Source organism: Curtobacterium sp. AB7, assembly GCF_044909335.1.
GTDB lineage: Bacteria > Actinomycetota > Actinomycetes > Actinomycetales > Microbacteriaceae > Curtobacterium.
Map to the genome: position 1 here is coordinate 422674 of NZ_JBIYED010000002.1, position 24912 is coordinate 447585.

At 70.3% G+C, this 24912-nt stretch carries 22 protein-coding genes; 10 read left to right on the forward strand and 12 right to left on the reverse strand.

The features are described 5' to 3' along the window. Positions 1–300: 300 nt before the first annotated feature. From ABH929_RS08070 to ABH929_RS08095, 6 genes are all read right to left on the reverse strand, one after another. Positions 301–765 (reverse strand): DUF2510 domain-containing protein, encoded by a 465-nt coding sequence (locus ABH929_RS08070; protein ID WP_263090169.1) that lies wholly within the window; start codon positions 763–765, stop codon positions 301–303. Between the two features lie 88 nt (positions 766–853). After that, positions 854–2128, reverse strand: a complete 1275-nt coding sequence (locus ABH929_RS08075) for an FAD-binding protein (RefSeq protein WP_404560799.1) — start codon at positions 2126–2128, stop codon at positions 854–856. 17 nt (positions 2129–2145) lie between these two features. Next, the gene (araA, locus tag ABH929_RS08080) at positions 2146–3672 is read right to left on the reverse strand and encodes an L-arabinose isomerase (protein WP_404560800.1); all 1527 of its coding nucleotides are present in this window, start codon (positions 3670–3672) and stop codon (positions 2146–2148) included. Next, the gene (locus tag ABH929_RS08085; RefSeq protein ID WP_263090165.1) at positions 3669–4412 is read right to left on the reverse strand and encodes an L-ribulose-5-phosphate 4-epimerase; all 744 of its coding nucleotides are present in this window, start codon (positions 4410–4412) and stop codon (positions 3669–3671) included. Before ABH929_RS08085 ends, araA begins: the two co-directional genes overlap by 4 nt. Continuing rightward, complete coding sequence (locus ABH929_RS08090) at positions 4409–6145, reverse strand: xylulokinase (protein WP_404560801.1); 1737 nt, start codon at positions 6143–6145, stop codon at positions 4409–4411. Before ABH929_RS08090 ends, ABH929_RS08085 begins: the two co-directional genes overlap by 4 nt. A 592-nt stretch (positions 6146–6737) precedes the next feature. Next, positions 6738–7751, reverse strand: coding sequence for a LacI family DNA-binding transcriptional regulator (locus tag ABH929_RS08095; RefSeq protein WP_404560802.1), 1014 nt, complete (start codon positions 7749–7751; stop codon positions 6738–6740). A 172-nt stretch (positions 7752–7923) separates the two neighbouring features. Here ABH929_RS08095 and ABH929_RS08100 point away from each other — a divergent pair, with 172 nt between their 5' ends. From ABH929_RS08100 to ABH929_RS08115, 4 genes are all read left to right on the forward strand, one after another. Further along, positions 7924–9990, forward strand: coding sequence for a glycoside hydrolase family 127 protein (locus ABH929_RS08100; protein WP_404560803.1), 2067 nt, complete (start codon positions 7924–7926; stop codon positions 9988–9990). Between the two features lie 4 nt (positions 9991–9994). Beyond that, positions 9995–11302 carry an ABC transporter substrate-binding protein gene (locus ABH929_RS08105; protein ID WP_404560805.1) on the forward strand — a complete coding sequence of 436 codons (1308 nt, stop codon included), beginning with the start codon at positions 9995–9997 and terminating at the stop codon, positions 11300–11302. A gap of 64 nt (positions 11303–11366) precedes the next feature. Beyond that, positions 11367–12326 carry a carbohydrate ABC transporter permease gene (locus ABH929_RS08110; protein WP_404560806.1) on the forward strand — a complete coding sequence of 320 codons (960 nt, stop codon included), beginning with the start codon at positions 11367–11369 and terminating at the stop codon, positions 12324–12326. A 3-nt stretch (positions 12327–12329) separates the two neighbouring features. Next, positions 12330–13283 (forward strand): carbohydrate ABC transporter permease, encoded by a 954-nt coding sequence (locus ABH929_RS08115; protein ID WP_404560807.1) that lies wholly within the window; start codon positions 12330–12332, stop codon positions 13281–13283. A 124-nt stretch (positions 13284–13407) separates the two neighbouring features. Here the strand turns inward: ABH929_RS08115 and ABH929_RS08120 are convergent, their stop codons facing one another. After that, on the reverse strand, positions 13408–14457 hold the full coding sequence (locus ABH929_RS08120) for a substrate-binding domain-containing protein (RefSeq protein WP_404560808.1): 1050 nt from the start codon (positions 14455–14457) through the stop codon (positions 13408–13410). 181 nt (positions 14458–14638) lie between these two features. Between ABH929_RS08120 and chvE the strand changes: the two genes are divergently transcribed. From chvE to mmsB, 3 genes are all read left to right on the forward strand, one after another. Next, positions 14639–15766 (forward strand): multiple monosaccharide ABC transporter substrate-binding protein, encoded by a 1128-nt coding sequence (gene chvE / locus ABH929_RS08125; protein WP_222658332.1) that lies wholly within the window; start codon positions 14639–14641, stop codon positions 15764–15766. A gap of 102 nt (positions 15767–15868) precedes the next feature. Beyond that, entirely contained in the window at positions 15869–17419 is a 1551-nt protein-coding gene (gene mmsA / locus ABH929_RS08130) for a multiple monosaccharide ABC transporter ATP-binding protein (RefSeq protein ID WP_404560809.1), read from the forward strand. Next, complete coding sequence (gene mmsB / locus ABH929_RS08135; protein ID WP_205462932.1) at positions 17406–18587, forward strand: multiple monosaccharide ABC transporter permease; 1182 nt, start codon at positions 17406–17408, stop codon at positions 18585–18587. The genes mmsA and mmsB overlap by 14 nt, the downstream gene beginning before the upstream one ends. A gap of 89 nt (positions 18588–18676) precedes the next feature. Here mmsB and ABH929_RS08140 read toward each other — a convergent pair whose 3' ends face one another. Next, a complete protein-coding gene (locus tag ABH929_RS08140; protein ID WP_404560810.1) occupies positions 18677–20014 on the reverse strand; it encodes an alpha-amylase family glycosyl hydrolase in 1338 nt (445 codons plus the stop codon). Positions 20015–20242: 228 nt separating this feature from the next. Between ABH929_RS08140 and ABH929_RS08145 the strand changes: the two genes are divergently transcribed. Beyond that, positions 20243–20494, forward strand: a complete 252-nt coding sequence (locus tag ABH929_RS08145) for a DUF3253 domain-containing protein (protein WP_404560812.1) — start codon at positions 20243–20245, stop codon at positions 20492–20494. 11 nt (positions 20495–20505) lie between these two features. Here ABH929_RS08145 and ABH929_RS08150 read toward each other — a convergent pair whose 3' ends face one another. Next, positions 20506–20904: a hypothetical protein gene (locus tag ABH929_RS08150; protein WP_205462934.1), complete on the reverse strand. Its 399-nt coding sequence runs from the start codon at positions 20902–20904 to the stop codon at positions 20506–20508. Further along, positions 20904–21497: a nucleotidyltransferase domain-containing protein gene (locus ABH929_RS08155; protein ID WP_404560814.1), complete on the reverse strand. Its 594-nt coding sequence runs from the start codon at positions 21495–21497 to the stop codon at positions 20904–20906. The genes ABH929_RS08150 and ABH929_RS08155 overlap by 1 nt, the downstream gene beginning before the upstream one ends. A 119-nt stretch (positions 21498–21616) precedes the next feature. On the opposite strand from ABH929_RS08155, the gene ABH929_RS08160 reads away from it, so the two are divergent. After that, positions 21617–22717 (forward strand): SDR family oxidoreductase, encoded by a 1101-nt coding sequence (locus ABH929_RS08160; protein WP_404560815.1) that lies wholly within the window; start codon positions 21617–21619, stop codon positions 22715–22717. A 22-nt stretch (positions 22718–22739) separates the two neighbouring features. On the opposite strand, the gene ABH929_RS08165 is transcribed toward ABH929_RS08160, so the two are convergent. After that, positions 22740–23087 carry a DoxX family protein gene (locus tag ABH929_RS08165; RefSeq protein WP_205462937.1) on the reverse strand — a complete coding sequence of 116 codons (348 nt, stop codon included), beginning with the start codon at positions 23085–23087 and terminating at the stop codon, positions 22740–22742. A 92-nt stretch (positions 23088–23179) separates the two neighbouring features. Between ABH929_RS08165 and ABH929_RS08170 the strand changes: the two genes are divergently transcribed. Then, complete coding sequence (locus ABH929_RS08170; RefSeq protein ID WP_404560817.1) at positions 23180–23836, forward strand: TetR/AcrR family transcriptional regulator; 657 nt, start codon at positions 23180–23182, stop codon at positions 23834–23836. On the opposite strand, the gene ABH929_RS08175 is transcribed toward ABH929_RS08170, so the two are convergent. Next, on the reverse strand, positions 23824–24897 hold the full coding sequence (locus ABH929_RS08175) for a spore photoproduct lyase family protein (protein ID WP_263090147.1): 1074 nt from the start codon (positions 24895–24897) through the stop codon (positions 23824–23826). The genes ABH929_RS08170 and ABH929_RS08175 overlap by 13 nt on opposite strands. Between the last annotated feature and the right edge of the window lie 15 nt (positions 24898–24912).

Consider the following 24912-nt stretch of genomic DNA (forward strand, 5'->3'; position numbering starts at 1 on the left):
CGCCTTCCGAGTGGAAAGCCAAGGGATGCACCAACCATCCCGAGTCCAACGCTCGGAACCGATGGTAGCCGAGCACGCTCGGCGACGCATCCCTCGGTCGAAGCTCCTCGTGTCAGCCGGCGACGACACCAGGAGGTCACCGATGTCGAACGACACCGATGATCGGTCCAGGCGTCGGGTGCCCTGGCTGGGGATCGCGAGCTTGCTCGTGACCGTGGTCAGGCTCCTGATCGACCTGTCCCGCAGGGACTGAGGACCCGGGTGTCCCGCATCGCGCTCGACGGTGCGGGACACCTGTCGTCACGCGAGTAGCTGTGCCGCTCGGACGACGAAGGCAGCCGATGCCGCCAGCCCGAGGATGACCGCTGCGAGTGAGACTCCGAATCCGGTGATCCGTTGCCCGGTGAGCTGCCCGGCGCGTGCCAGGCCGATCGCGCCGAAGACGATCCCCAGGACGCCGGGGATCGCGAACACGTTGACGATGAACCCGAGCAGCGCGAGGACCAGCCCGGCGTATCCGAACGGATTCGCTGCACGGGTCGCCCGGTCCTTGGCGATCCGTGCCTTCCGCCCTCGGAGCGGTTGCTCGGTGACGGCCGCGCGGTACTCCGACGGCGCGGGCGGACGCGGTGCCGGCTCCCACTGTGGTGTGGGGACAGCTGCAGCAGGTTGGGGTGCGAGTGCTCCCCAACGTGCTCCGTCCCACCACCGTGTGCGGTTCGAGTCTTGCGGGTCCGGGTACCACCCGGCGATCGGCAGCGTCACTGTGCTCCCCTCCGTTGCCTCCGAGGAGGCTACGGAACCGGTGTCGTCACGCGCACGCCCCAGTCGTGGTGCCACGCGGCACGCCCCGTCAGGACAGGACGCGCGCCAGGTACGCGTTGCGGAACCGGCCCGTGGGGTCGACGTCGCGCGCGACCGCGGCGAAGTCCGTCAGCCTCGGGTACGCGTCGTGCAGACCCTCGACGCTCATGCCGGAGACCTTGCCCCAGTGCGGCCGCGGGTCGAAGGGTGCGAGCGCCTCCTCGATCCGCGACACCGCGGCCGCCACGGCGGCAGCGTCCCGGCGGAACGTGAAGTGGATGCCGACCGACTGCCGACCGGACGACGGTGCGAGCCATGCGGTGTCGGGCGCGATCGTGCGGATCTCGGCGGCGATGAGGATCGGCGCGAACACCGACGCGAGTGGACGGAGGGCCTCGAGCGCCGTCACGGCCGAGGCCGCAGGGATCAGGTACTCGGCCTGGATCTCGGCACCGGTCGACGGCGTGAACGAGGACCGGAAGTGCGGCAGCCGCTCGGCCCACGGCCCGGGGACGCCGCCCTGCTCGGTGACGCCGGCGGGGTCGTTCTCCCCCGGGTGCACGGGGCCGGTGGCGGGCCGCGCTCCGAGGGCGACGAGGTTGACGGCCGGCGCAGCCTCGTCCACGCGGTGCTTCACCCAGACCTGCCGGGCGCCGCGGTGGTCGAACGAGGTGAACATCGACACCGAGTACGCGTCGGACATGACCTCGTCGAAGTGGGCGGACACCGCGTCCCACGGCAGGTCGAGGTGCACCGTCGTGGCGACCTGGAACGTCGGCTCGATCGCGAGCTCCACCGCGGTGACGACGCCGAGCGCGCCGATGGCCACGCGGTGGGCGTCGAGGGCCCCGTCCGGCGAGGACGCATCGACGTGCTCGATCGCGCCGGAGGCGCGGACGACGTCGAGCCCGACCACCGCCTGCGCGAGCGACGGGTTGCGGACGCCGGAGCCGTGCGTTCCTGTGGCGACGGCCCCGGCCGTGGAGATGTGCGGCAGGGACGCGAGGTTCGCGAGTGCCCAGCCACGGGCCTCCAGACCGGCCGCGACCTGACTGTGCGTCATGCCGGCGGCCACACGGACCACACGACGCGACGTGTCGATGTCGAGCACCGGCGGCAGGTCCTGCAGCGACACCTGCACGGCGTCGGTGTCGGCGATGGTGTTGAACGAGTGTCGCGAGCCGAGCGCCGTCAGGCGCGGCGTCGACGCGACGAGCCGCTGGAGCTCGTCCGTCGACGTCGGGTGCGCCAGCGCCGAGGCGCGGTAGGTGACGTTGCCCGCCCAGTTCGTCCGGGTGCGCTCGGTCGCGATCACGTCGCTCATCGTGGGGTCCTGACTCCTCAGAAGCCGCGGTCGAGACGGTGCCACGTCTGCTGGAGACGCAGCTCGTCGCGGAAGCCGCGGGCGGTGGTGTGCTCGTCGATGACCAGGAACTCGGTGCCGACCATGGTCGCGAGGTCCTCGACGACCTGCAGACCGACGGCCGTCGTCATGACGGTGTGGTGGGCGGCGCCGGCGGTGAGCCAGGCCTCGGCGGCGACGGGGAACGACGGGCGCGGCTCCCAGACGGCACGGCCGACGGGGAGCTTCGGCAGGGCTTCGGTCGGCGGCACGACGTCGACGACGTTCGCGGTCAGGCGGAAGCCGTCGCGGGTGTCGGAGAGCGCGACCACCACGGCCTCACCGGAGTCGGCGGTGAAGACCAGGCGGACCGGGTCGTCCTTGCCGCCGATGCCGAGCGGGTGGATCTCCAGCGTCGGCTTCGTGGTGGTGAGCGTGGGCGAGACCTCGAGCATGTGGGCACCGAGGATCTTCTCGGCACCGGGCGTGAGGTCGTAGGTGTAGTCCTCCATCAGGCTCGCACCACCGGGCAGTCCGGCGCCGGCGACGTTCATCGCACGGACCAGGACGGCCGTCTTCCAGTCGCCCTCGGCGCCGAAGCCGTAACCGTCGGCCATCAGGCGCTGGACGGCGAGGCCGGGCAGCTGCTTGAGGGTGCCGAGGTCCTCGAAGTTGGTGGTGAAGGCGGCGGACCCGTTCTGCGCGAGCAGGGTGCGGAGGCCGATCTCGATGGCGGCGCCGTCGCGGAGCGCGGCACGGCGTGGTCCGCCGTCACGCAGGTCGTCGACGACGTCGTACTGCGCGTCGTAGTGCGCCACGAGCGCGTCCACCGCGGCCGTGTCCGCCGCGGCGGCGTCCACCGCCGCCGCGAGCTCGTTCACCGCCCAGGTGTTGACCTGCACGCCGAGCTCGATCTCGGCCTCGGTCTTGTCGCCCTCGGTGACGGCGACGTAGCGCATGTTGTCGCCGAAGCGGGTGAGCTTCAGCTCGCGGACGGCGGCGGCACCGGCCGCGGCACGGGTCCAGTTCGACACTCGCTGCTGCACGCGGGGGTCCGAGACGTGCCCGACCGCGGTGGCGTGCCGGACGCCGAGGCGCGCGAGGGCGTAACCGAACTCGCGGTCGCCGTGCGCGGCCTGGTTGAGGTTCATGAAGTCGAAGTCGATGTCCGCCCACGGCAGGGTGACGTTCGCCTGCGTGTGGAGGTGCAGCAGCGGCTTCGTCAGCGCCTGCAGACCACCGATCCACATCTTCGCGGGGCTGAAGGTGTGCATCCACGTGGTGACGCCGATGACCCGATCGTCGGCGCTGGCCTCGATCAGGGCGCGGCGGATGCCGTCGGCGTCCTTCAGGACCGGCTTCCAGACGAGCTTCACCGGCAGGGCGGCGGCCAGCTCGGCGTGCACGGCCTTGCTCTGCTCCTCGACCTGGCGGAGCGTCTCCTCGCCGTACAGCCCCTGGGAGCCGGTGAGGAACCAGACCTCGTAGCCCGCCAGCGTTTCGGCGGGGTCGACGACGTGCGTCATGAGAGCGCTCCTTCGGGGTTCTGTCCGTAGACGTTCTGGTAGCGATCGAAGAGTCGATCGATGTCTGGTTGTGCGATCGGGACCACGTCCCCGCCCTGCTTCGCGATGTGCACCGTCCGGGCGACGTCCTCGCACATCACGGCGGCCTTGACGGCGTCCTTCGCGTCGCGGCCGATGGTGAAGACGCCGTGGTTCTGCATGAGGACCGCGCGGGATCGGTGGCCGGTCAGCGTCTCGACGATGCCGTGGCCGATGGAGTCGTCGCCGATGATCGCGAACGGCCCGACCGGGATCGGCCCGCCGAACTCGTCCGCCATCGCGGTGATCACGCACGGGATGGGCTCCGCTCGTGCGGCCCACGCCGTCGCGTACGTCGAGTGGGTGTGCACGACACCGCCGACCTCGGGCATGTTCCGGTACACGTGGGCGTGCGCGGCGGTGTCGGAGCTCGGCCCGTGGCTGTTCTCCCAACCGTCGGCCGGCTCGCCGTCGAGGGTGCAGACGACCTGGTTCTCGGGGGTCAGGTCGTCGCTCGACACGCCGCTCGGCTTGATGACGAACAGGTCGGTGCCGGGCACGCGCTCGGAGACGTTGCCGCCGGTCCAGATGACCAGGCCGTAGCGGACGAGTTCGCCGTGCAGTCGGGCGACGCGTTCACGGGTGGCCGCGACGGCGGCCGCGGTCGCGTCGGTCCGGGTCGCGTCGGTCTCGGCCGCGTCCTGCTGGGTCGCGTCGGTCATCGGGTCACTTCCTGCTCTGCCGGGAGGCGCGGCTCGGCTCCCGCCGTCCCCTCGCCTCGGTCGGTGGTCGCGTCGGCGCCGGGGGCGGCTGCCGCACCGGTTCCGGTCGCGTCTGGTCGGGTCGCCGCTGCCGCCACGGCCTGGACGGGCAGGGCAGCGCGGTACCGGCCGAGGTACGTCTGGAAGCCCGCGACGTCGCGCGGCTCGGGCTCGGCCACGTGCACGGCGTCCCCGCCGAACACGGTCTCCGACAGGAAGTCGGCGAGCTGCTGGTCGGTGTGCTCGAGGTACGCGGCCAGGACGGCGATGCCCCAGGCCCCGCCCTCGCCCGCTGTCTCCTCGAGGGCGATCGGCACCCGCAGTGCCGCGGCGAGCAGTCGCTGCGGAGCACCGGGCGTGCGGAAGAGCCCCCCGTGCGCGGTCATCCGGTCGACCTGCACCTGCTCGCCGTGCAGCACGTCCATGCCGATCGCCAGGGTGGCGAACGCGCCGTGCACCTCGGAGCGGACCAGGTTGCCCAGGGTGAAGCGGGCTTCGGGGGTGCGGAGCAGCAGGGGCCGGCCGTCCTCGACGTGGGTGACGGGTTCACCGGCCAGGTAGTTGAACGAGAGCAGGCCGCCGGCGTCGGGGTCGGTGCTGTCCGCGATCGATTCGGTGAGCAGTGTCGCGTAGACGGTGTCGACGTCGAGGGGCTGCCCGGCCGCTTCGGCGAACCGTCCGAAGACCTTCGCCCAACTCGCGATCTCGCTCGCGCCGTTGTTGCAGTGCACCATCGCGACGGCGTCGCCCGCCGGGGTGGTGACGACGTCGAGTTCCTCGTGCGGGGTGCTGAGCGGGTGTTCGAGGACCACCATCGCGAAGATGCTCGTGCCGACGCTGACGTTGCCGGTGCGGGGTGCGACGGCGTTCGTCGCGACCATGCCGGTGCCGGCGTCACCCTCGGGCGGGCAGAGGGGCGCGCCGGGTTCGAGCGTGCCGGTGGGGTCGAGCCACGCGGCGCCCTCGGGGGTGAGCGATCCGGCTTCCTCGCCCGCGACGAGCACCTCGGGCAGGACCGCGCGGAGGTCGGGGACGTGCTCGCCGAGCAGGCCCTGCGTCGTGGCGAGCATGTGCCCGTCCCAGTCGCGGGAGCCGGGTTCGCCGGGACCGCTGTCGACGGGTCCGCCCTCGATCGGGAACACGCCGGAGGCATCCCCGACACCCAGCACGTTCCGTCCGGTGAGTCGTCGGTGCACGTAGCCCGCGAGCGTCGTGATGCGCGCGACCTCGGCCACGTGCGGCTCCTCGTCGAGGACCGCCTGGTACAGGTGTGCGATCGACCAGCGGAGCGGGATATTGAACGAGAGTGCCTCGCTGAGCTGTTCGGCCGCGGGCCCGGTCGAGGTGTTCCGCCAGGTCCGGAACGGCACGAGCAGGTCGCCCGCTGCGTCGAACGCCAGGTAGCCGTGCATCATCGCGCTCACGCCGACCGCGCGGAAGGTGGTCGGACGCACGCCGAACTGCGCTTCGACGTCGGCGACGAGCGCGGCGTACGCGGCTCGGAGGCCGGTCTCGACGGCGTCGAGCGAGTAGGTCCAGCGGCCGTCGACGAACTCGTTCTCCCATTCGTGGGAGCCGGCGGCGATGGGGACGAGGTCCTCGTCCACCAGGCATGCCTTGATGCGGGTGGAGCCGAGCTCGATCCCGAGTGTCGTGCGGCCGTTCGCGACCTGCTGGGTGGGGTCGTCGCCCATGCGTTCCTCCAGAACTCCGTCGTCCTCCGTGAGCGCTCACATCCTGGCACGTGAGCGCTCACTCTCGCAACGTCCGGGCGCGCCGCTGGTCTCGGCTGCCCCACCGGTCGAGACACCCCGCTCAGTTCCCCCGGCCGGTCACGAACCGTCGTCCGGAGCAACTGCAGTCGACCGTTCCTGACCGGTCGACGTCCGACGCACGGCAGGTCGTGACCGCGCGACGGACGAGGGCGGCGACGACGTGCGACCCACTGGCGCCCCACATTCGCGCGTGTCCCGACCACCCGCCGCCCCGCGCCCGCGCACGTCCCGACCACCCACCGCTTCACACCCACGCATGCGGGGCTCGCCGAATCGTGCCACTCCGAACGACGGCACCGGGTACGGTCACGACACCTCGTTGCCTTCCCACCGCGCGGTCACGAACTGTCAGCTGGAGGCACGCCGAGCGACGAGTCGTGACCACTCGGCAACGGGCGGCGGGGTGTCGTGACCGCTCAGGGCCGACCGCAACGCGAACCGGAAACCGGCACCGGAACCGGCACGGGGCACCGGGCACCGGGCGCGGAACCTCGGGCACGGGGCCCGCGGGCTACGCGCCGGCGGTGCTCTCGCGGACGACCAGGGCCGGGGTGACCGTCGCCGAGGCCGCCGCGCCGCCGTCGATCAGACCGAGCAACGCCTGCCCGGCCACGCGCCCGAGCTCCTCGAGCCGCAGGTCCACCGTCGTCAGCGGCGGCCTCGAGGCGAGCGCCATCACGTCCCAGTCGTCGTACCCGGTGACGGCGACGTCCTCGGGGACCGATCGTCCGAGCTCCCGCAGCCGATCGCACACGCCGCGGGCGATCTGGTCACTGCCGCACACGATCGCGTCGACGTCGGGTGACTGCCGCGCGAGCACGTCGACGGCCTGGCGCCCCCACCGCTCCGACCACTCGCCGAACAGCGGCGGCGTGACCAGTCGCGACCCGAGCACGGATGCCGCCCCCACCACCCGACGTTCGGCGGAACGGTGCCGCGCGGGCCCAGTGACGACGGCGACCCGCTGCCGCCCGAGCGCCAACACGTGCGAGGCGACGAGTGCGGACCCGGCGGAGTCGTCGAGGGTGATCGACACGTCGTCGGCCGAGGTCGACGGCGTGAACGCGTACACGACCGGGATCGCCACGTCGATCGGGGGTCGTGCGTCGGCGGACCGCCCGGTCACGATGATGCCGTCGACCCCGCGGGCCGCGAGGGAGCGGAGGTAGTGGGCCTCGCGGACGTGGTCGTCGCGGGTGTCGCAGAGCAGCACCGCCATCTGCCCGGCGGACAGGGCGTCCTCGGCGCCGAGGAGCACCGGGATCGAGAACCGACCGAAGGAGTCGGTGGTGATCATGCCGACCGTGTAGGTCCGGCCGGAGGACAGCGCGCGGGCCCGGGCGTCACCGACGAACCCCAGCTTCTCGGCGGCGTCCTTGACCCGTGCCCGCGTGGAGTCGCGGAGCTGTCCGGTGCCGTTGAGCGCCTTCGACGCCGTCCCGATCGACACCCCGGCGAGCGCGGCGACGTCGGTGATCCGGACGGGCTGCGTGCCGCGGTCGACACCGGTGCGCTCGAGGGTCACGGCAAGTTCCTTTCCGGATCGCGGGACGTGACGATGAGCATACACAGAAAAGCGATCCCAACACTTGCGCACGCCGGATCGACGTCGTAGCGTCCCCGCCAGAAACCGTTTTCCGGATCGCTGCACGAACGGCGGCACCGGGACGGTCCCAGTCACATCGCAAGGAGGCGACATGACCACCACGCTCGCGACCGACAGCCGTGCGCACACCGCGACCCCGGTCCTCCCGACCGCCGACGCGCACCTCACGCTCCGGCCCCTGCCGACGGGCGACGCCCGGATCACCGGCGGCTTCTGGGCACTCCGGCAGGAGCGCAACGGCCGTGACGCGGTCCGCGGCGGGTACGCCCTGCTCGAGACCGCCGGCAACTTCCGGAACCTGCGGATCGCCGCCGGGCTCGAGGAGGGCGAGGCCACCGGCCCGATCTTCATGGACTCCGACGTGACGAAGTGGCTCGAGGCGGTGGCGTGGGAGTACGGCCGCGCCCCGTCCGAGGACCTGCTCGAACTGCAGCGCGAGGTCACCGCCCTGTACGCCCAGGCGCAGGCCGACGACGGCTACCTCGACTCCGTGCAGCAGATCCGTGGGAAGGGCGAGCGGTACACGGACCTCAAGTGGAGCCACGAGATGTACTGCGCCGGGCACCTGTACCAGGCGGCCGTGGCCCAGCACCGCGCGACGGGCGACACCGGTCTGCTCGAGGTCGCGGTCAAGAACGCCGACCACCTCGTCCGCACGTTCGGCGACGGCACCGCACCGGACGGCACGCCGAAGACCCGCGACGTCGACGGCCACCCCGTCGTCGAGATGGGCCTCGTCGAGCTCTACCGCGAGACCGGCAACCGCGACTACCTCGACCTGGCGCACTGGTTCGTCGACGCCCGCGGCACGGGCATCATCGAGCGCGCCGGCGGCGAACCGACGTACTTCTCCGACCGGGTGCCGAGCCGGCAGGCCACCACCGTCGAGGGGCACGCCGTCCGCGCCGTCTACCTGGCAGCCGGCGCCGTCGACGTCGCGATCGAGACCGGCGACACCGAGCTGCTGGCCGCGAGCGAGCGGCAGTTCGCCGACATGATGGCGACGAAGGCGTTCATCACCGGCGGCCTCGGCGCGCGCTGGGACTGGGAGGCGTTCGGCGACCCGTACGAGCTCCCGACCGACCGCGGCTACGCCGAGACCTGCGCGGCCATCGGCGGTGTCCAGTGGGCGTGGCGCCTGCTGCTCGCCACCGGCAAGCCGGTCTACGCCGACGCGATCGAGCGCCTGCTGTACAACGCGTTCCTGGCCGGCGTGAGCCTGGCGGGCACCGAGTACTTCTACGTGAACCCCCTGCAGCAGCGGGACCACGCGCACCAGGACGAGAACCGCTCCCCCGCCCACGGGCGTCGCGGCTGGTTCGACTGCGCCTGCTGCCCGCCGAACATCATGCGCACGTTCGCGAGCCTGGACGGCTACCTGGCCACCGCGACCGACGGCGGCCTGCAGATCCACCAGTACGCGACGGCAGAACTCGGGCCGGTGTCGGTCGAGACCGGCTACCCGCACGACGGCCGCGTGGTCGTCACGGTGACCGAGGACGGCCCGCTCGCCCTCGGCCTGCGGATCCCGGCGTGGTCGGACACGACGACGGTGCAGGGACCGGACGGTGCCGCACACCCGGAGCCGGGCACGCTGCACGTCGTCGACCGGCACTGGACCGCCGGCGACACGGTGGAGCTCGTCTTCGACACGACGCCGCACCGGTACGTGGCCGACACCCGCATCGACGCCGCCCGTGGTCAGGTCGCCATCGAGCGAGGCCCCCTCGTGTACGCCGTGGAGCAGGCGGACCAGCAGGGCTTCACGGTCGACGACCTGACGGTCGACGCGGTCGCCCCGATCACCGAGGAACGTCACGACGACCTGCTCGACGGCATCGTCACGCTGCGCGTGCCCGGACACGCCCCTGCCGGACACGAGCAGGCACCGTGGCCGTACCAGCGGATGGACGCAACCCGGTCTGGGCCCACGCGTGCCGGTTCCGACGCGTCGCGGAGCCTGCGGAGCGACGTGGCGGCCGAGCACGTGGGGGGAGGGACGGATCACGCCGTGGACGCGACCAGCGTCGACGGCGCGGCCGGCTCGCAGGGCGCCACCACGGTCCTCCCGTCGGTCACCGCGACAGCGATTCCCTACTACGCCTGGGCGAACCGGGGCGCGGCGCCGATGCGCGTGTGGCTCCCGCTGGCGCGGTGACGTGATGGACCGCAGAGCGTTCCTGGTCGGTGGTGTCGCCGGCGGCGCAGCACTCGCCCTGGCGGGGTGCTCCGGCACCCTGCCGAAGGTCGACGCGAAGGTGGCGAGCTTCGGGAAGGACGCGACCGGCACCGTGCACGTCTGGTGCCGGTCGGCGACCCAGGCCGGGCTGACGTCGGCGGTGGCCGGGTTCAACAAGGCGAACCCGAAGCTGCAGGTCGAGCTGACCCCGGTGCCCGACGGGCAGTACGTGACGAAACTCGCGACGGCCATCCGCGGCGGTGAGCCGCCGGACGTCGTGGACATCGACGACATCAACTCGCAGCTGTTCATCTTCCGCGAGGCGTTCGCCGACCTGACCGACGTCGTCAAGGGCCTGGACTACTTCGACGCGATCTCTCCGGGACACCTGCGGCTGCTCGAGTACCGCGACCGGTACTACGGGCTGCCCTACCTGGCGGACAACTCGCAGCTGTTCGTCAACACCGAGCTGTTCGACCGGGCGGGGCTCGACGTCGAGGACTCCACGAAGGACCTCGACTCGCTGCTCGCCGCGGCGAAGGCCATCCGGAAGACCGGCGACGACGTCTACGGGTGGTCGATCTCCGGCAACGCCGCCGGCATCATCGGCTTCGTCACCCAGCCGCACGTCTGGGCGACCGGTGTCGACATGATGTCCGGCGAGGTCGGCTCCCAGAAGGCGAACATCACCGGCAACGAGGCGCTGGAACGGATGCTCGAGTTCTACCGGCAGCTCTGGAAGGACGGCGCGCTGTCGAAGGCGACCTACTCGGATGCCGGCACCACCTGGGGCGCGGACTTCCGGGCCGGCAAGGTCGGGATCTTCCCGACCTCGTACGGCGCCACCGTGCCCGCGGCCACCAAGGCGATGCGGGCGAAGATGCAGACCGTGCTCATCCCCTCGTGGGACGGCAAGCGGTCGTTCTTCGACGGCGGCGACAACATGTGCATCCCGAACGGGGCGGCGAACCCGTCCGGCGGCTGGGCGTTCATGCAGTACGCGAACGGTCTGCAGCAACAGCAGGCACTGCCCGACGGCGGGTACTTCCCCACCCGCTCCGACGCCGCGACGCCCGAGTACCGGAAGCGGTTCCCGTTGGCGTTCGGTCCGCTCGACGCCATCGACGAGGGCTACGCGCCGCAGACCCTGGCGTACAACCTGCTCAACAACCAGCCGTCGTCCCCGTACTTCGCGATGTTCCGCGAGGCCGTGTTCGGCTCGGGCACCGCTGCCGCGATGAAGACGGCGCAGGCGGACTACACCCGCATCCTCGACCAGGTCCAGGCCTGACCGTCGTTCGTCCGTTGCACAGTCGCTCGTTGCACAGTCGCTCGTTGCACAGAGAGGTGCAGACATGACCACCATCTCCAACCGACGGACCGGCGCCGGCCGCCCCACCGTCGGCCGCGGCGCCGGCCGCCCGGGCCGCCCGGGCCCGTCCCGTGGGTCGCTCACGCACCCGCCGCGCGCCGGCGCCGTGCTCGTCACCCCGGCGATCGTCTTCGTCGCGGTGTTCGTCCTCGCCCCGCTCGTGTTCGCGCTCTACATCTCGTTCACGAACTGGCCCCTGATCGGCCCGTACCGGTTCATCGGGCTGCAGAACTACCTGACGCTGTTCCAGGACCCGACGTTCGTGCACGCCATCGGGTACACGCTGCTGTACACCGCGATCGTGACGGTGCCGATCCTGGTGCTCGGCTACTTCCTGGCGGTGCTCATCCGGGCACGGCGACGGGGCAGCACCCTGCTGCGGACGGTGTTCTTCCTGCCGTACGTCGTCGGCCTGACCACGCTGTCGTTCATGCTCGTGCTCGAGGCGCAGCCGAACTCCGGGGCCGTCAACATGGTGCTCCGCTGGCTCGGCATCACCGACGGCAGCACCGCCTGGCTCGTCAACGGCCCGCTCGCCACGCTGCTCATCTGCGTGCTCGTGGTCTGGGCGGTGTCCGGCCTGACGATGGTGCTCCTGATGTCGGCCATGCAGGGCATCCCCGACGAGGTGTACGAGTCGGCGCAGCTCGAGGGCGCGTCCTGGTGGCAGACCGAACGGCTCATCACCCTGCCGATGATCCGGTCGACCATCGCCCTCAGCGCCATCATCTCGGTGATCGGCTCGCTGCTCGCGTTCAACCAGTTCTACATCCTAACCCAGGGCGGGCCGGGAACCGAGACCACGACGATCGTCAACGCGATCTACAACCGGGGCTTCGTCAACCTGCAGCTCGGCGCCGCGACCGCCGAGTCGATCGCCCTGGTCGTCGTCATCGCCGCCGTCACGGTGTTCCAGTTCTGGGCACTGCGAGAGAAGGACTGAGCCATGAGCACCACGACCTCCCGTGCCGGCCTCGCGGCGCCGGACCCGTCCACCCGCACGCTGACCACCACCGGCGACGGTCACCGCCGGCGCCACCACCAGGGCAGCGTCCGGCACCCCCGCGACACCGCCGTCAAGCGCACCCTGTACGTGATCGCCGGCGTCGGGTCGGTGCTCGTCTTCGGCGTCCCGCTGCTGTGGTCGATCCTGCGGGCGTTCCAGTCCGAGGCCGTCATCACGCAGGCCGCCGACCCCGCGACCTTCTTCCAGCTCGGCTGGCAGAACTTCGCCGCCGTCTTCAGCTCGTCGTCGCACCTGCTGACCGGCGTGTTCAACTCGTTGATCGTGTCGATCGCCACCGCGGTGCTGACCGCGGTGATCGCCACGATGGCCGGGTACGGGTTCGCCCGCTTCCGGTTCCGCGGGTCCGGCATCGTGTTCGGCCTGGTGCTGCTGACGATGATGGTGCCGTTCCAGGCGATCCTCACCCCGCTGTACCTCGAGATGAACGCCATGAAGCTCACGAACTCGCTGCTCGGGCTCGTGCTGTTCTACACGACGGTGAACCTGCCGTTCGGGGTGTTCGTGATGCGGAACGCGTTCGAGTCGATCCCGACCGAGCTCGAGGACTCGGCGTTCGTCGACGGGGCGTCCCGCTTCCGGGTCGTCGTGTCGGTGCTCCGCCCGCTCCTGCTCCCCGGCGCGGCCACCGCTGCGCTGTACGCGTTCCTGGCGTCGTGGACCGAGTTCCTCGGAGCGCTCACGTTCCTGACGAAGGACTCGCTCTACACGCTGCCGGTGGCGCTGCTCAACCTGCAGACCGGAGCGTACGGGCAGGTGTCGTACGGCAACCTCGTCGCCGGGTCGGTGGTGGCGATGATCCCGTGCATCGCGCTCTACGTCGGGCTGCAGCGGTTCTACGTCGCGGGCCTGTCGTCGGGTGCGCTGAAGGGCTGACGGTCGGGTCAGCCCCGCTCGGTGCGAGGTTGATCACTCGGTGCGGCGCTCTTTGCTCGCACCGAGTGGTCAACCTCGCACCACCCGCGCGAGCGACGCCGCGATCCGCGCGAGCGCGGCCGCGCTACGCGCTGCGGCGCACCACGAGCTCGGGGGCCAGCAGCGTCTCGTCGCGCGGCTCGCCCTCGACCAGTGCCCGCACGGTGTCGAGCACCCGCTCCCCCATCGCCCGGAAGTCCTGGCGCACGGTGGTCAGCGGCGGCGTGAAGTGCGCGGCCTCGGGGACGTCGTCGAACCCGACCACCGCGATGTCGTCGGGCACGCGCAGGCCCTCGTCGGCGAAGGCGTGGAGCACCCCGAGCGCCATCTGGTCGTTGCCGGCGAACACCGCGTCGACGGCCGTCACGTCGATGTGCCGTGCGGCCGCGAAGCCGCTCGCGGGCGTCCAGTCCCCGTCGAGGACGACGGGGTCGAGTCCGGCCTCGCGCATGATCCGCACGTAGGTCTCGCGACGCACTTCGGACTCCTGCGAGACGGGCGGGCCGGCGATGTGCACGATCCGCCGGTGGCCGCGCCCGAACAGGTGCTCCATCACGAGCGACGTCCCGGCGGCCTGGTCGATCGCGACCGCGGCGACGGTCGACGCCGCCGGGGTCCGGACGGCGTCGCGCTGCACGGCGTTCGACACGACGACCGGCACGGTGACCGGCACGGTGAGCGACCCGAGGGCGTCGAGCACCCGGTTGTCCGCGGCGACGAGCACGATCGCGGCGACGTCCTGCGCGAGCAGCGTCGTGAGTGCACCGGAGAGGTCGGTCGGCGTCGGGTCCTCGGGCAGGGTGGAGAGCAGGACGTGGTAGCCGGCCGACCGGGCCGCCCGTTCGAAGCCGATCGCGGTGCTCGACGGACCGTACAGCGCGTCACCGGCGGTGATGATGCCGAGCGCGCGGCTCCGCCCCCCGGCGAGTGCGCGGGCAGCGGCGCGGGGCCGGTAGCCGAGTTCGTGGACGGCGTCGGTGACCTGCGTGCGGAACGCGTCGCGGACCGTCGGATCGCCGTTGATGACGCGCGAGACGGTCTGGTGGGAGACGCCCGCGCGCTCGGCGACGTCGAAGATCGTCGGCGCCTTCCGGCGTTTGCCGCCCGTGCCCCCTGGGGCGGTCGTGGTCGTCACGAGGCCAACCGTACCGCGCAGTCCGACGCGCGCGGCAAGATCGCGAAACGGTCACGTCGAGTTGACACCCCGTCACGGAACCCACAAGATGTGAGCGCTCACACGAGCACATCCCTCGGGGCACAGCAGCCCCGGCACCTGAGCGCGTCGAGGACGACGCGAGAGGAACAGAGGTACTTCGATGACGAAGCGCAGGATCATCGCGGGCGTTGCAGCCCTCGGCATCGCGATCGCACTCGCCGGCTGCTCGGCCGGTGGCCGTGCGTCCACCGACGGCGGCGGCAGCACCGACAACAAGGGCGCCCTGGTCGGCGTCGCCATGCCGACCAAGGTGTCGGAACGCTGGATCAAGGACGGCGACGCCGTCAAGAGCGACCTCGAGAAGGCCGGCTACAAGGTCGACCTCGAGTACGGCGACAACAAGGTCCAGCAGCAGGCCCAGCAGGTCAGCAACATGATCACGAAGGGCGCGAAGGTCCTCATCATCGCGTCGATCGACGGCGGAGCCCTCTCCGACCAGCTCGACGCCGCCGCCAAGGCAGGCATCAAGGTGATCTCCTACGACCGCCTGCTGACGGGCAACAAGAACGTCGACTACTACGTGTCGTTCGACAACGAGAAGGTCGGCGTCGACCAGGCGACGAGCCTGCTCACCGGCCTCGGCGTCCTCGACGACAAGGGCGAGAAGACCGGCGAGAAGGGCCCGTTCAACATCGAGGTCTTCGCCGGCTCGCTCGACGACAACAACGCCAGCTTCTTCTTCAACGGCGCCATGAAGACCCTCAAGCCGTACCTCGAGGACGGCACGCTGAAGATCCAGTCGGGTCAGGACCAGCTCTCGCAGGCCGCCACGCAGCAGTGGGACCCGGCAACCGCCAAGGCCCGCATGCAGAACCTGGTCGCGAAGTCCTACTCGGGCGGCACCACGCTCGACGGCGTGCTCTCGCCGTACGACGGCATCTCGATCGGCATCATCTCGGCGCTGCAGGGTGCCGGCTACGGCACCAGCGACCGTCCGCTGCCGATCGTCACGGGCCAGGACGCCGAGGCGGCGTCGGTCAAGTCGATCATCGCCGGTCAGCAGTACTCGACCATCTACAAGGACACGCGCAAGCTCGCCAAGCAGTCGGTCACCATGGCCGAGGACCTGCTCACCGGCAAGAAGCCCGAGGTCAACGACACGAAGAGCTACGACAACAAGGTCAAGGTCGTCCCGACCTTCCTCTTCCAGCCGACGGTCGTCACGAAGGACAACTACAAGGAAGTCCTCGTCGACTCGGGCTACTACACCGAAGCCGACCTGAAGTAGTCGCAACCCACCTGTCGGACAGGAGGCACGGGTCGACCCCGCCCCGTGCCTCCCGTCCGCCCCATCCGCGCGCCACGGCGCGCACCACGGAAGGCGGTCGACGTGACGGACACGATCCTCGAGATGCGTGACATCACCAAGACGTTCCCCGGCGTGAAGGCCCTGCAGGGCGTCTCGATCGAGGTCGAGCGTGGACAGGTCCACGCCATCTGCGGCGAGAACGGCGCCGGCAAGTCGACCCTGATGAAGGTGTTGTCGGGCGTCTACCCGCACGGCTCCTTCGAGGGGCAGATCCTGCTCGACGGCGCACCGGTCTCGTTCGCGGACATCAACGACTCCGAGGCCTCGGGCGTCGTCATCATCCACCAGGAGCTCGCGCTGAGCCCGTTCCTGTCGATCGCCGAGAACATCTTCCTCGGCAACGAGCGGTCCACGGGCGGCTTCATCGACTGGAACAAGACGAACCTGGCCGCCGCCGAGCTCCTGCAGCGCGTCGGCCTCAAGGACAACCCGGTCACGAAGATCGTGGACATCGGTGTCGGCAAGCAGCAGCTCGTCGAGATCGCGAAGGCACTGTCGAAGCAGGTCAAGCTCCTCATCCTCGACGAGCCCACCGCCGCCCTGAACGACGACGACTCCGCGCACCTGCTCGAGCTCATCCGCTCGTTGCAGGCCGAGGGCATGACGGCGATCATCATCAGCCACAAGCTCAACGAGATCAAGGCGATCGCCGACAAGGTCACGATCATCCGCGACGGCAAGACCATCGAGACGCTCGACATGCACGCCGACGACGTGTCCGAGGACCGCATCATCCGCGGCATGGTCGGCCGCGACCTGTCGAACCGGTACCCCGAGCACGATCCCCAGATCGGCGAGGAACTCCTGCGGATCGAGGACTGGACGGTCCACCACCCGCTCGACGGGTCGCGCGAGATCATCCACCAGGTCAACCTGAACGTGCGCGCCGGCGAGATCGTCGGCATCGCCGGACTGATGGGCGCCGGGCGGACCGAACTCGCGATGAGCGTGTTCGGGAGGTCGTACGGATCCGGCATCAGCGGGACCGTCTACAAGCGCGGCGAGCCGATCAAGACCCACACGGTGTCACAGGCGATCGACCACGGCATCGCGTACGTCACCGAGGACCGAAAGCGGTACGGCCTGAACCTGATCGACGACATCAAACGGAACATCTCCGGGTCGGCGCTCGGCAAGCTCGCCAGCTGGGGCTTCGTGAACGCGTCCGAGGAGACCACGGTCGCCGGGCAGTTCCTGAAGAGCCTCAACATCAAGGCACCGAACGTGGACGTCGTCACCGGGAAGCTCTCCGGCGGCAACCAGCAGAAGGTCGTCCTGTCGAAGTGGATGTACACCGACCCGGACGTGCTCATCCTGGACGAGCCGACCCGCGGCATCGACGTCGGTGCGAAGTACGAGATCTACACGATCATCAACAGCCTCGCGGACCAGGGCAAGGGGGTCATCGTGATCTCCTCGGAGCTCCCGGAGCTCCTCGGCATCTGCGACCGCATCTACACACTCTCCGAGGGCACCATCACCGCCGATGTGCCCCGCTCCGAGGCCACCCCAGAGGTCCTCATGCAGTACATGACCCAGGAACGGGAGACCCCTGTCAATGAACGCGCTTAAGTCCGCCGCCGGCTACCTCACCGGGCAGCTCCGACAGATCGGCCTGTTCATCGCGCTGATCGTCATCGTCGTCTTCTTCCAGGTGACGACCAACGGGATCACCCTGGCCCCGATCAACGTCTCGAACCTGATCGTCCAGAACAGCTACATCCTCATCCTCGCCATCGGCATGGTGATGGTCATCATCGCCGGGCACATCGACCTGTCCGTCGGGTCGGTCGTCGCCTTCACCGGCGCGATGGCCGGTGTGATGATCACGCAGTGGCACGTCCCCTGGCCGATCGCCGTCGTGCTGTGCCTGGTCGTCGGTGCGCTCGTCGGCGCCTGGCAGGGGTTCTGGATCGCCTACTTCGGGATCCCGGCGTTCATCGTCACCCTGGCCGGCATGCTCGCCTTCCGCGGTGCGGCGCAGATCGTGCTGCACAACCAGCAGATCTCGCCGTTCCCGGACGGGTTCCGTGCCCTCGGCTCCGGCTTCCTGCCGTCGTTCGGCACCACCGGGTACGAGCCGCTCACGATGGTCCTCGGATTCGCCGCCGCGGCCGTCATGGCCGTCACGGCGTTCCGCGGCCGAGCCACCCGCCGCAAGTACCAGCTCGAGAGCGAACCGTTCGCCTGGTTCATCGTGAAGCTCGTCTTCGGCGTCGTGCTGGTCGTCTACGTGGCCCTGCTGCTCGCGAGCTACAACGGCACCCCGATCGTGCTCGTCATCCTCGGCGCGCTCGTGGTGATCTACTCGGTCATCATGCGGAGCGCGGTGTTCGGCCGCCACGTCTACGCCATCGGCGGCAACGCCCTGGCCGCGCAGCTGTCCGGCGTGAAGACGAAGCGCGTCACGTTCATGCTGTTCGTCAACATGGGTGTCATCTCGGCCCTGGCCGGCGTGGTCTTCACCGGCCAGCTCAACCTGGCGGCGCCCGGTGCGGGCAACGGCTTCGAGCTCGACGCCATCGCCGCGGTGTTCATCGGTGGCGCAGCGGTCACCGGCGGCATCGGCACGGTGCCCGGCGCCATCGTCGGTGGTCTCATCATCGGTCTGCTCAACAACGGCATGTCGATCCTCGGCGTCGGCACCGAGTACCAGTCGCTCATCAAGGGCTTGGTCCTGCTCGCCGCCGTCGCGTTCGACGTGTTCAACAAGCGTCGGGCAGCCGCCGCGCGCAAGTAGGGCCTCCGCCGCTCCCCGAGACTCGGGCTGAGCGACACGACTCGCGTCACCAGGCGCGAGGTCTGTCGCCCAGCCCGAGTCTCGTTGCGTCAACGGGACAGGACCGCCCACCCCCTGGCCGGGAGGCGCAGGGTTCCGTCACGCAGGTCCGCGCCGCCCGCCTCCACCTGCGTCGCATCCGCCGCGGGCACCTCGACGGGATCGGCCGACAGGTTCAGGGCGGTCACCACGGCCGCGTCCGACGTCGCGGTCCGCAGGACGACCGCCGTGTTCGTCAGGTGCACGACGTCAGTGTGCGCCCGGTGCAGCCACGGGTTGCGGCGGCGCAGGGCGATGAGGGCCTCGTACGCGTGCGTCAGGTCGCCCGCCGCGGGTGGCGTGTCCGGGAACTCCGGTCGGACCGCGTCGTCGCCGCCCTCGCGTTCCTCCTTCACGCCGGTCCAGCCGTACTCGTCGCCCGCGTAGACGATCGGGGTGCCGGCGACGGTGAACAGCACCGCGGCCGCGTGCCCGGCGAGCTGCTCCCCCACGGCGCTCGCGATGCGGGTGACGTCGTGGTTGCCGATGAAGGTCGTCGGGGCGAACGTCTCGAGCAGGGCGTCGTGCCGCTCGATCGCGTGCGCCAGTTCGTGGCCGTTGCCGTCCGCGATGCCGTGCCAGATGCCCTGCCATAGTTCGTACTGCGTCAACGAGTCCATGGTCGACTCCCGCGCGATCGCCGCTGCGTCGCCGTGGATCACCTCGCCGCTGAACCACGCGTCCGGGAACCGCTCGCGCACCCGCGGCAGCACCCTGGCCCAGAACGCCGGTGGCACCGCGTAGGCAGCATCGAGGCGCCAGCCGTCGATCCCGCGCTCCAGCCAGTGCGTCATCACCTGGACGACGAGGTCCTCGGTCGCCCGGCTGTCGTGGTGCAGCGCCACGAGGATGTCGTGCCCCTCGAACAGCCCGACGGGCACCGGCCGCCCCGGCGTCCACCCCGACCAGTCGATCGCGAACAGGTCGGCGGTCGCCGCGTCCGGCCCTTCTTCCTCGAGGGCCCGGAACGCCGGGTGTTCACGGCCGACGTGGTTGAAGACACCGTCGAGCAGGACCCGGATCCCCCGCTCGTGTGCCGCGGACACCAGACGGTCGAAGTCGGCGTCGTCGCCGAGCCGGGGGTCGATCCGGAAGTGGTCCACCGTGTCGTAGCCATGGGTGGAGCTCGCGAACACCGGCCCGAGTACCAGGCCGTTCAGGCCGAGGTCCACCACGTGGTCGAGCCAGGGTTCGATGCGACCGAGACGGTGCTCGACGGCGCGCTCCTCGACCGGCACCCCCGGGCGGACGTCCGCCCCGACGAACCCGAGCGGGTACACGTGCCACCACATGACGTGCGGGACCCACGCGGGCTCGGGCGGACGGATCGGTGCGGTGTCGGTGCTCACCGCTCCGATGCTGCCAGCCGCGCCTGTGCTGGGCGCTCCCGTGCTGGGAACGGACAGGGACAGCAGGACGAGGATGTGGGCATGGGACGTGCGATCAGGACGGAAGCGGACGCTGCGGCGTCGGAGTCGGCACAGGCTGATCGGACCTGTGCGTCGTGCGGCCGTCGGATGCCGTCGTCGGCAGCGCCGGAAGCCAAGTGGTGTTCCCGCGCCTGCCGTCGCCACGGAGTGGACCAGACGGACCTGGCACTCGAACGGCGCATCGACGAGCTGCTCGCCGCACGGGCACGCACCTCGAGCATCTGCCCGTCCGAGGTCGCGCGGTCGCTCGAACCGGACGACTGGCGCCCGCTCATGGAACCCGCCCGTCGGGCAGCCCAGCGCATGATGGCGCGCGGCGAGGTCGAGATCACCCAGGGCGGCTCCGTCGTGGACCCGTCGACTGCGAAGGGTCCGATCCGTATCCGCCGACCGCGGTGAGCCGCGGGCCCTCAGAGGCGCTCGTGCAGCGTGCGAACGAGCCGCTCGAGCGCGGTGACGAGTGCAAGCGTCTTCTCCTGCGTCACCCGTGACGACGAGTACTGGAAGTGCGTCTTCTCGTCTGTCAGACGCTTGAAGTGCAACCCCGGCCGAGTGTCCGGCGCGCAAGCTTCGTCGAGCAGCCGTCGCGCCGCCGCGTGGTCATCCCCGATGTGGTGGTACCCGAGTACCGCACCGCAGATCGCATCGGACGCTGCGATGCCTCCGAGTACGGCATTCGCTCCGGCGGTCTTCCAGTCAGCGTGACTGGCCGACTCGACGTACATCTGGGCGACTTCGAGGTAGGACGCCGCCTCGTCTCGTCGCATCTCGACGGCTCGCCGGTCAACTGCCCGCACTCGACGGGCCATCAGATGAGCGTCCTGATCTCCTCGCCGAAGACGGTCCGGGCCTCGTCACGCCACGAGCCGACCAGCGGGTCGCCCTCGGCGACGAATCGGCGGAGGTCTGCACGGGTGACGTCGAAGACCTGACACTCGTTCCCGGTCCATCGCCGGACCAGATCGCCGAGGCGGACGACCACTTCGGTGTCGACGGTGTCAGCGAACACGACGAGCAGATCGAGGTCGGATGCGGGGGTGGCGGTGCCGCGAGCGACGGAGCCGAAGATCGACACCGAGAGCACCCCCGCACCTGCAGACTCGACGAACGCTGCGATCCGACGCTCGAGTTCGTCACCAGCATCGAGGCCGAGTTCGACCGCTGGCCAGAGCAGGTGCTCGCGGTTCACCCGGTACGCCGAGTGCTGCAGGCCACGTTCCACGCAGACGAGGCCCGCTTGCTCCAGCTTGTCGAGTGCCCGCTTGATGCCGGTGTGCTGTGCGGCGCCGGCGACTCGCGCCACCTGGCGGCCGGTCATGCCGGAATCGGTCCGGGCGAGCACTCGGAGTGCGTCTGCCTGGGTGGCACCGAGGAGTGTGGCGAGTGGTTTCACGAGTTGCATGCTGGCCTCCGGAAGCAGTGTACCGATTTTGAGTCCACATGGTGCGGATTCGTGTACACCGCCCGGTCGCCGCCCGCGGTGAGGGAACACCTGTCGTGCACCGTCGGTTGGGGACGGGGATGACTGCAACCGGATCGACCGAAGCGACCCCCGTCCAGCCCCGAGCCCTCGTCGTGGGAGCGAGCGGCATCACCGGGTCCGCCCTGGTGAGCCACCTGCTCGACCTCGGCTGGGACGTGACCGCGCTGTCCCGCCGACCGCTCCCCCAGCAGGACGTCCGGACCGTCGCCGCGGACCTCCGCGATCCTGACAGCCTCGGCGCCGCGCTGGCAGACGAACGCCCCACGCACGTGTTCTTCACCGCGTGGCAGCGCCAGGAGACCGAAGCCGAGAACATCCGCGTGAACGGGGGCATGGTCCGCGACCTGCTCGCCGCACTCGCGCACGCCCCGCTGGCGCACGTCGCGCTCGTGACCGGGCTGAAGCACTACCTCGGCCCGTTCGAGGCCTACGCCGCGGGTGAGATGCCGGACACGCCCTTCCACGAGGAAGAGCCCCGCCTGGACACCCCGAACTTCTACTACGCGCAGGAGGACGAGCTCTTCGCCGCCGCCGAGCGTCAGGGCTTCACGTGGTCGGTGCACCGCTCGCACACCGTGATCGGCCACGCCGTCGGCAACGCGATGAACATGGGCCTGACGATCGCGGTGCAGGCGACACTGGCGAAGGAGCTCGACCTGAACTTCGTGTTCCCGGGCAGCGAGGCGCAGTGGAACGGCCTGACCGACATGACCGAGGCGGGGATCCTCGCCGAGCAGATGGTGTGGGCGGCGACCGCACCCGAGGGCGCCGACGAGGCCTTCAACATCGTCAACGGCGACGTCTTCCGGTGGCGCTGGATGTGGCCGCGCCTGGCTGCACACCTCGGCGTCGACCCGGCGCGTGTGGTCGGCTACCAGGACGAGCCCCGTCCGCTCGAGCAGCAGATGGCGCCGTACGAGTCGGAGTGGGCCGGCATCGCCGAGCGACACGGTCTGGCGGAGGCGGACATCACGCGGCTCGCCTCGTGGTGGCACACCGACGCCGACCTCGGCCGCGCGATGGAGGTCGTCACCGACATGGGGAAGAGCCGCGAGGCCGGGTTCACGGCCTTCCGTCGGACCGAACGCGCGTTCGCCGACCTGTTCGCGCGCTACCGGGCCGACCGACTCATCCCCTGAGTCGTCGGCCCGGAACAGCGGGCTACAGCGCGAGCAGGAGCACCACGAGTGTCGCGACCGACAGCACCAGCAGGACGACGGCGCCCTGCAGGTCGCGGTCGTGCGCTCGGAGGTGTGCCACCACGGCACCGACGAAGTAGACCACCGCGCCGATGGCTGCAGCGATGGCGAGCGGCACCCACCAGATGCCGATGACGAGCCCGGCGGCAGCGGCGACCTCGAGCACCCCGAGCACGGTCATCTGCGCGGGCGTGACGTGCACGGCCTGCATCGAGGCGACGATCTTCGGGTTGCGGACGAGTTTCATGACGCCCGAGCCGAGCAGGGCCACGGCGAGGACGAGGGACAGGACGACGGCAGCGATGTGCACAAGGAGCTCCAAGTGGTGAAACGGATGGTTATCCCCGTTTCAAACCGGAGACTGCTCTCCGTATTCCCGGCCACGCGATCTAGGCTCGGGGCATGACCCGCCGAGACGTCGCCCGGAACCGTCAGGCGCTCGTCGACGCGGCCCGGTCCGCGTTCACCGACCACGGCCTCCAGGCTGCACTGGAACCGATCGCGGTCGCAGCGGGACTCGGCAACGCGACCCTGTACCGGCACTTCCCGACCCGCGCGGCGCTGTGGGAAGCCGTCCTGGTCGAGCCGATGCACGAGGTGCTCGACCTCGTCGAGCACTGCCGCGAGCTGTCCGCCTCGGACCCGTGGGAGGGCTTCTCGACCTTCGTCCGCGAGACGGCGGCGATCGAGGCGCGCCGCACCGGGTTCAGCGAACTCATGACCACCGACTACCGCGACGCTCCGGAACTCCTCCGGCTCCGCATCGCCGTGCAGGACGGGATCGACGCCCTCTTCACAGCCGGACGGGCGGCCGCGGTCATCCGGGCCGACGCCACCCTGGCCGACGTCGCACTCCTGCAGCTGTCGATCGCGGAGACGATCCGCACCTTCGGCCGGGTCGCACCCGAGGCGTACCGACGCTGGGTGGACCTGGTGCTCGACGGGTTCCGGGCGGCGGACGTCCCGCGCGGCGTGCTGGCCGGACGCCCCCTGCGCGGCGACCAGGTCCGTCGGGCACTGGCGGAGCGCCACCAGCCCGCCGGCCGTCAGAAGGCGTAGCGGATTGGACAGGACGGCAGGTGCTCGGCGACGAGCTCGCGGAAGCGCTCGACGAGCTGTCCCTTCATCCCGGACCGGTAGCGGACGTTCACCGCGCCGTTCTGCGACACCTTCTGCTCCTGCAGGTCGGGGCGCCAGAGCAGGTCCTCGGCCTTCGGGTGCCAGCCGAGGTTGACCTCGTGCAGGGGTTGGTTGTGCGTGAGGAAGATCACCTCGGCCGCGATCTGTGCCTTGGCGGCCGGTGACAGTACGTCGTCGACCTGCCGCAGCAGCTCGGTCCAGTCGGACTCCCACGTCGGGGTGACGATGACGGGCGAGAAGTTCAGGTGGACCTCGTAGCCGGCGTCGACGAACTCGTTCACCGCAGCGATCCGCTCGGCGACGGGACTCGTCCGGATGTCGGTGACCTTCGCGGTGTCGTGCGGCATGAGCGAGAACCGGATGCGCGTGCGGCCCATCGGGTCCCAGTCGAGCAACTCGCGGTTGACGTACTTCGTCGCGAAGGACGCCTTCGCGGTCGGGGTCATCCGGAACAGGTCGCACAGGTCGCGGACGTTGTCGCTGATCATCGCGTCGACCGAGCAGTCGCTGTTCTCGCCGATGTCGTACACCCACGACTCGGGATCGCACTGGTTCGGCTCGGTCTTCGGTCCCTGCTTCGCGATGTTGCGAGCGACGTGCTTCGTGATCTGGTCGATGTTGGCGAACACCGTGACGGGGTTGCTGTAGCCCTTGCGCCGCGGCACGTAGCAGTAGGCGCACGCCATCGCGCAGCCGTTCGCGGTGGACGGCGCGATGAAGTCGGCGGAGCGGCCGTTCGGTCGCGTGATCAACGACTTCTTCACGCCGAGCACCAGCGCCTCGGTCTTGATCCGGACCCACCGCTGCACGTTGCGCTCATCGCCGTGCACCTCGGGGATGTTCCAGTGGGACTCCACCGGCACGATCTCGGCGTCCGGCCAGCGCCCGATCACCTCTTGCCCGCGCTGCAGTTCGAGTGCGGCGGGCTCGGCGTAGATCCGGCGGACGTCGAGCATCGGGCGGGCGCGGTCGTTGCTCATCGACTCCTGTCTACT

Bases quoted from the DNA above. Each gene is read 5' to 3' on its own strand.
- ABH929_RS08155 (WP_404560814.1), bottom strand. From the start codon at position 21,497: ATGCAACTCGTGAAACCACTCGCCACACTCCTCGGTGCCACCCAGGCA.
- ABH929_RS08085 (WP_263090165.1), bottom strand. From the start codon at position 4,412: ATGACCGACGCGACCCAGCAGGACGCGGCCGAGACCGACGCGACCCGG.
- ABH929_RS08170 (WP_404560817.1), top strand. From the start codon at position 23,180: ATGACCCGCCGAGACGTCGCCCGGAACCGTCAGGCGCTCGTCGACGCG.
- ABH929_RS08160 (WP_404560815.1), top strand. From the start codon at position 21,617: ATGACTGCAACCGGATCGACCGAAGCGACCCCCGTCCAGCCCCGAGCC.
- ABH929_RS08100 (WP_404560803.1), top strand. From the start codon at position 7,924: ATGACCACCACGCTCGCGACCGACAGCCGTGCGCACACCGCGACCCCG.
- ABH929_RS08110 (WP_404560806.1), top strand. From the start codon at position 11,367: ATGACCACCATCTCCAACCGACGGACCGGCGCCGGCCGCCCCACCGTC.
- ABH929_RS08105 (WP_404560805.1), top strand. From the start codon at position 9,995: ATGGACCGCAGAGCGTTCCTGGTCGGTGGTGTCGCCGGCGGCGCAGCA.
- ABH929_RS08175 (WP_263090147.1), bottom strand. From the start codon at position 24,897: ATGAGCAACGACCGCGCCCGCCCGATGCTCGACGTCCGCCGGATCTAC.
- ABH929_RS08115 (WP_404560807.1), top strand. From the start codon at position 12,330: ATGAGCACCACGACCTCCCGTGCCGGCCTCGCGGCGCCGGACCCGTCC.
- araA (WP_404560800.1), bottom strand. From the start codon at position 3,672: ATGACGCACGTCGTCGACCCCGCCGAAACGCTGGCGGGCTACGAGGTC.
- ABH929_RS08090 (WP_404560801.1), bottom strand. From the start codon at position 6,145: ATGGGCGACGACCCCACCCAGCAGGTCGCGAACGGCCGCACGACACTC.
- ABH929_RS08150 (WP_205462934.1), bottom strand. From the start codon at position 20,904: ATGGCCCGTCGAGTGCGGGCAGTTGACCGGCGAGCCGTCGAGATGCGA.
- chvE (WP_222658332.1), top strand. From the start codon at position 14,639: ATGACGAAGCGCAGGATCATCGCGGGCGTTGCAGCCCTCGGCATCGCG.
- mmsB (WP_205462932.1), top strand. From the start codon at position 17,406: ATGAACGCGCTTAAGTCCGCCGCCGGCTACCTCACCGGGCAGCTCCGA.
- ABH929_RS08075 (WP_404560799.1), bottom strand. From the start codon at position 2,128: ATGAGCGACGTGATCGCGACCGAGCGCACCCGGACGAACTGGGCGGGC.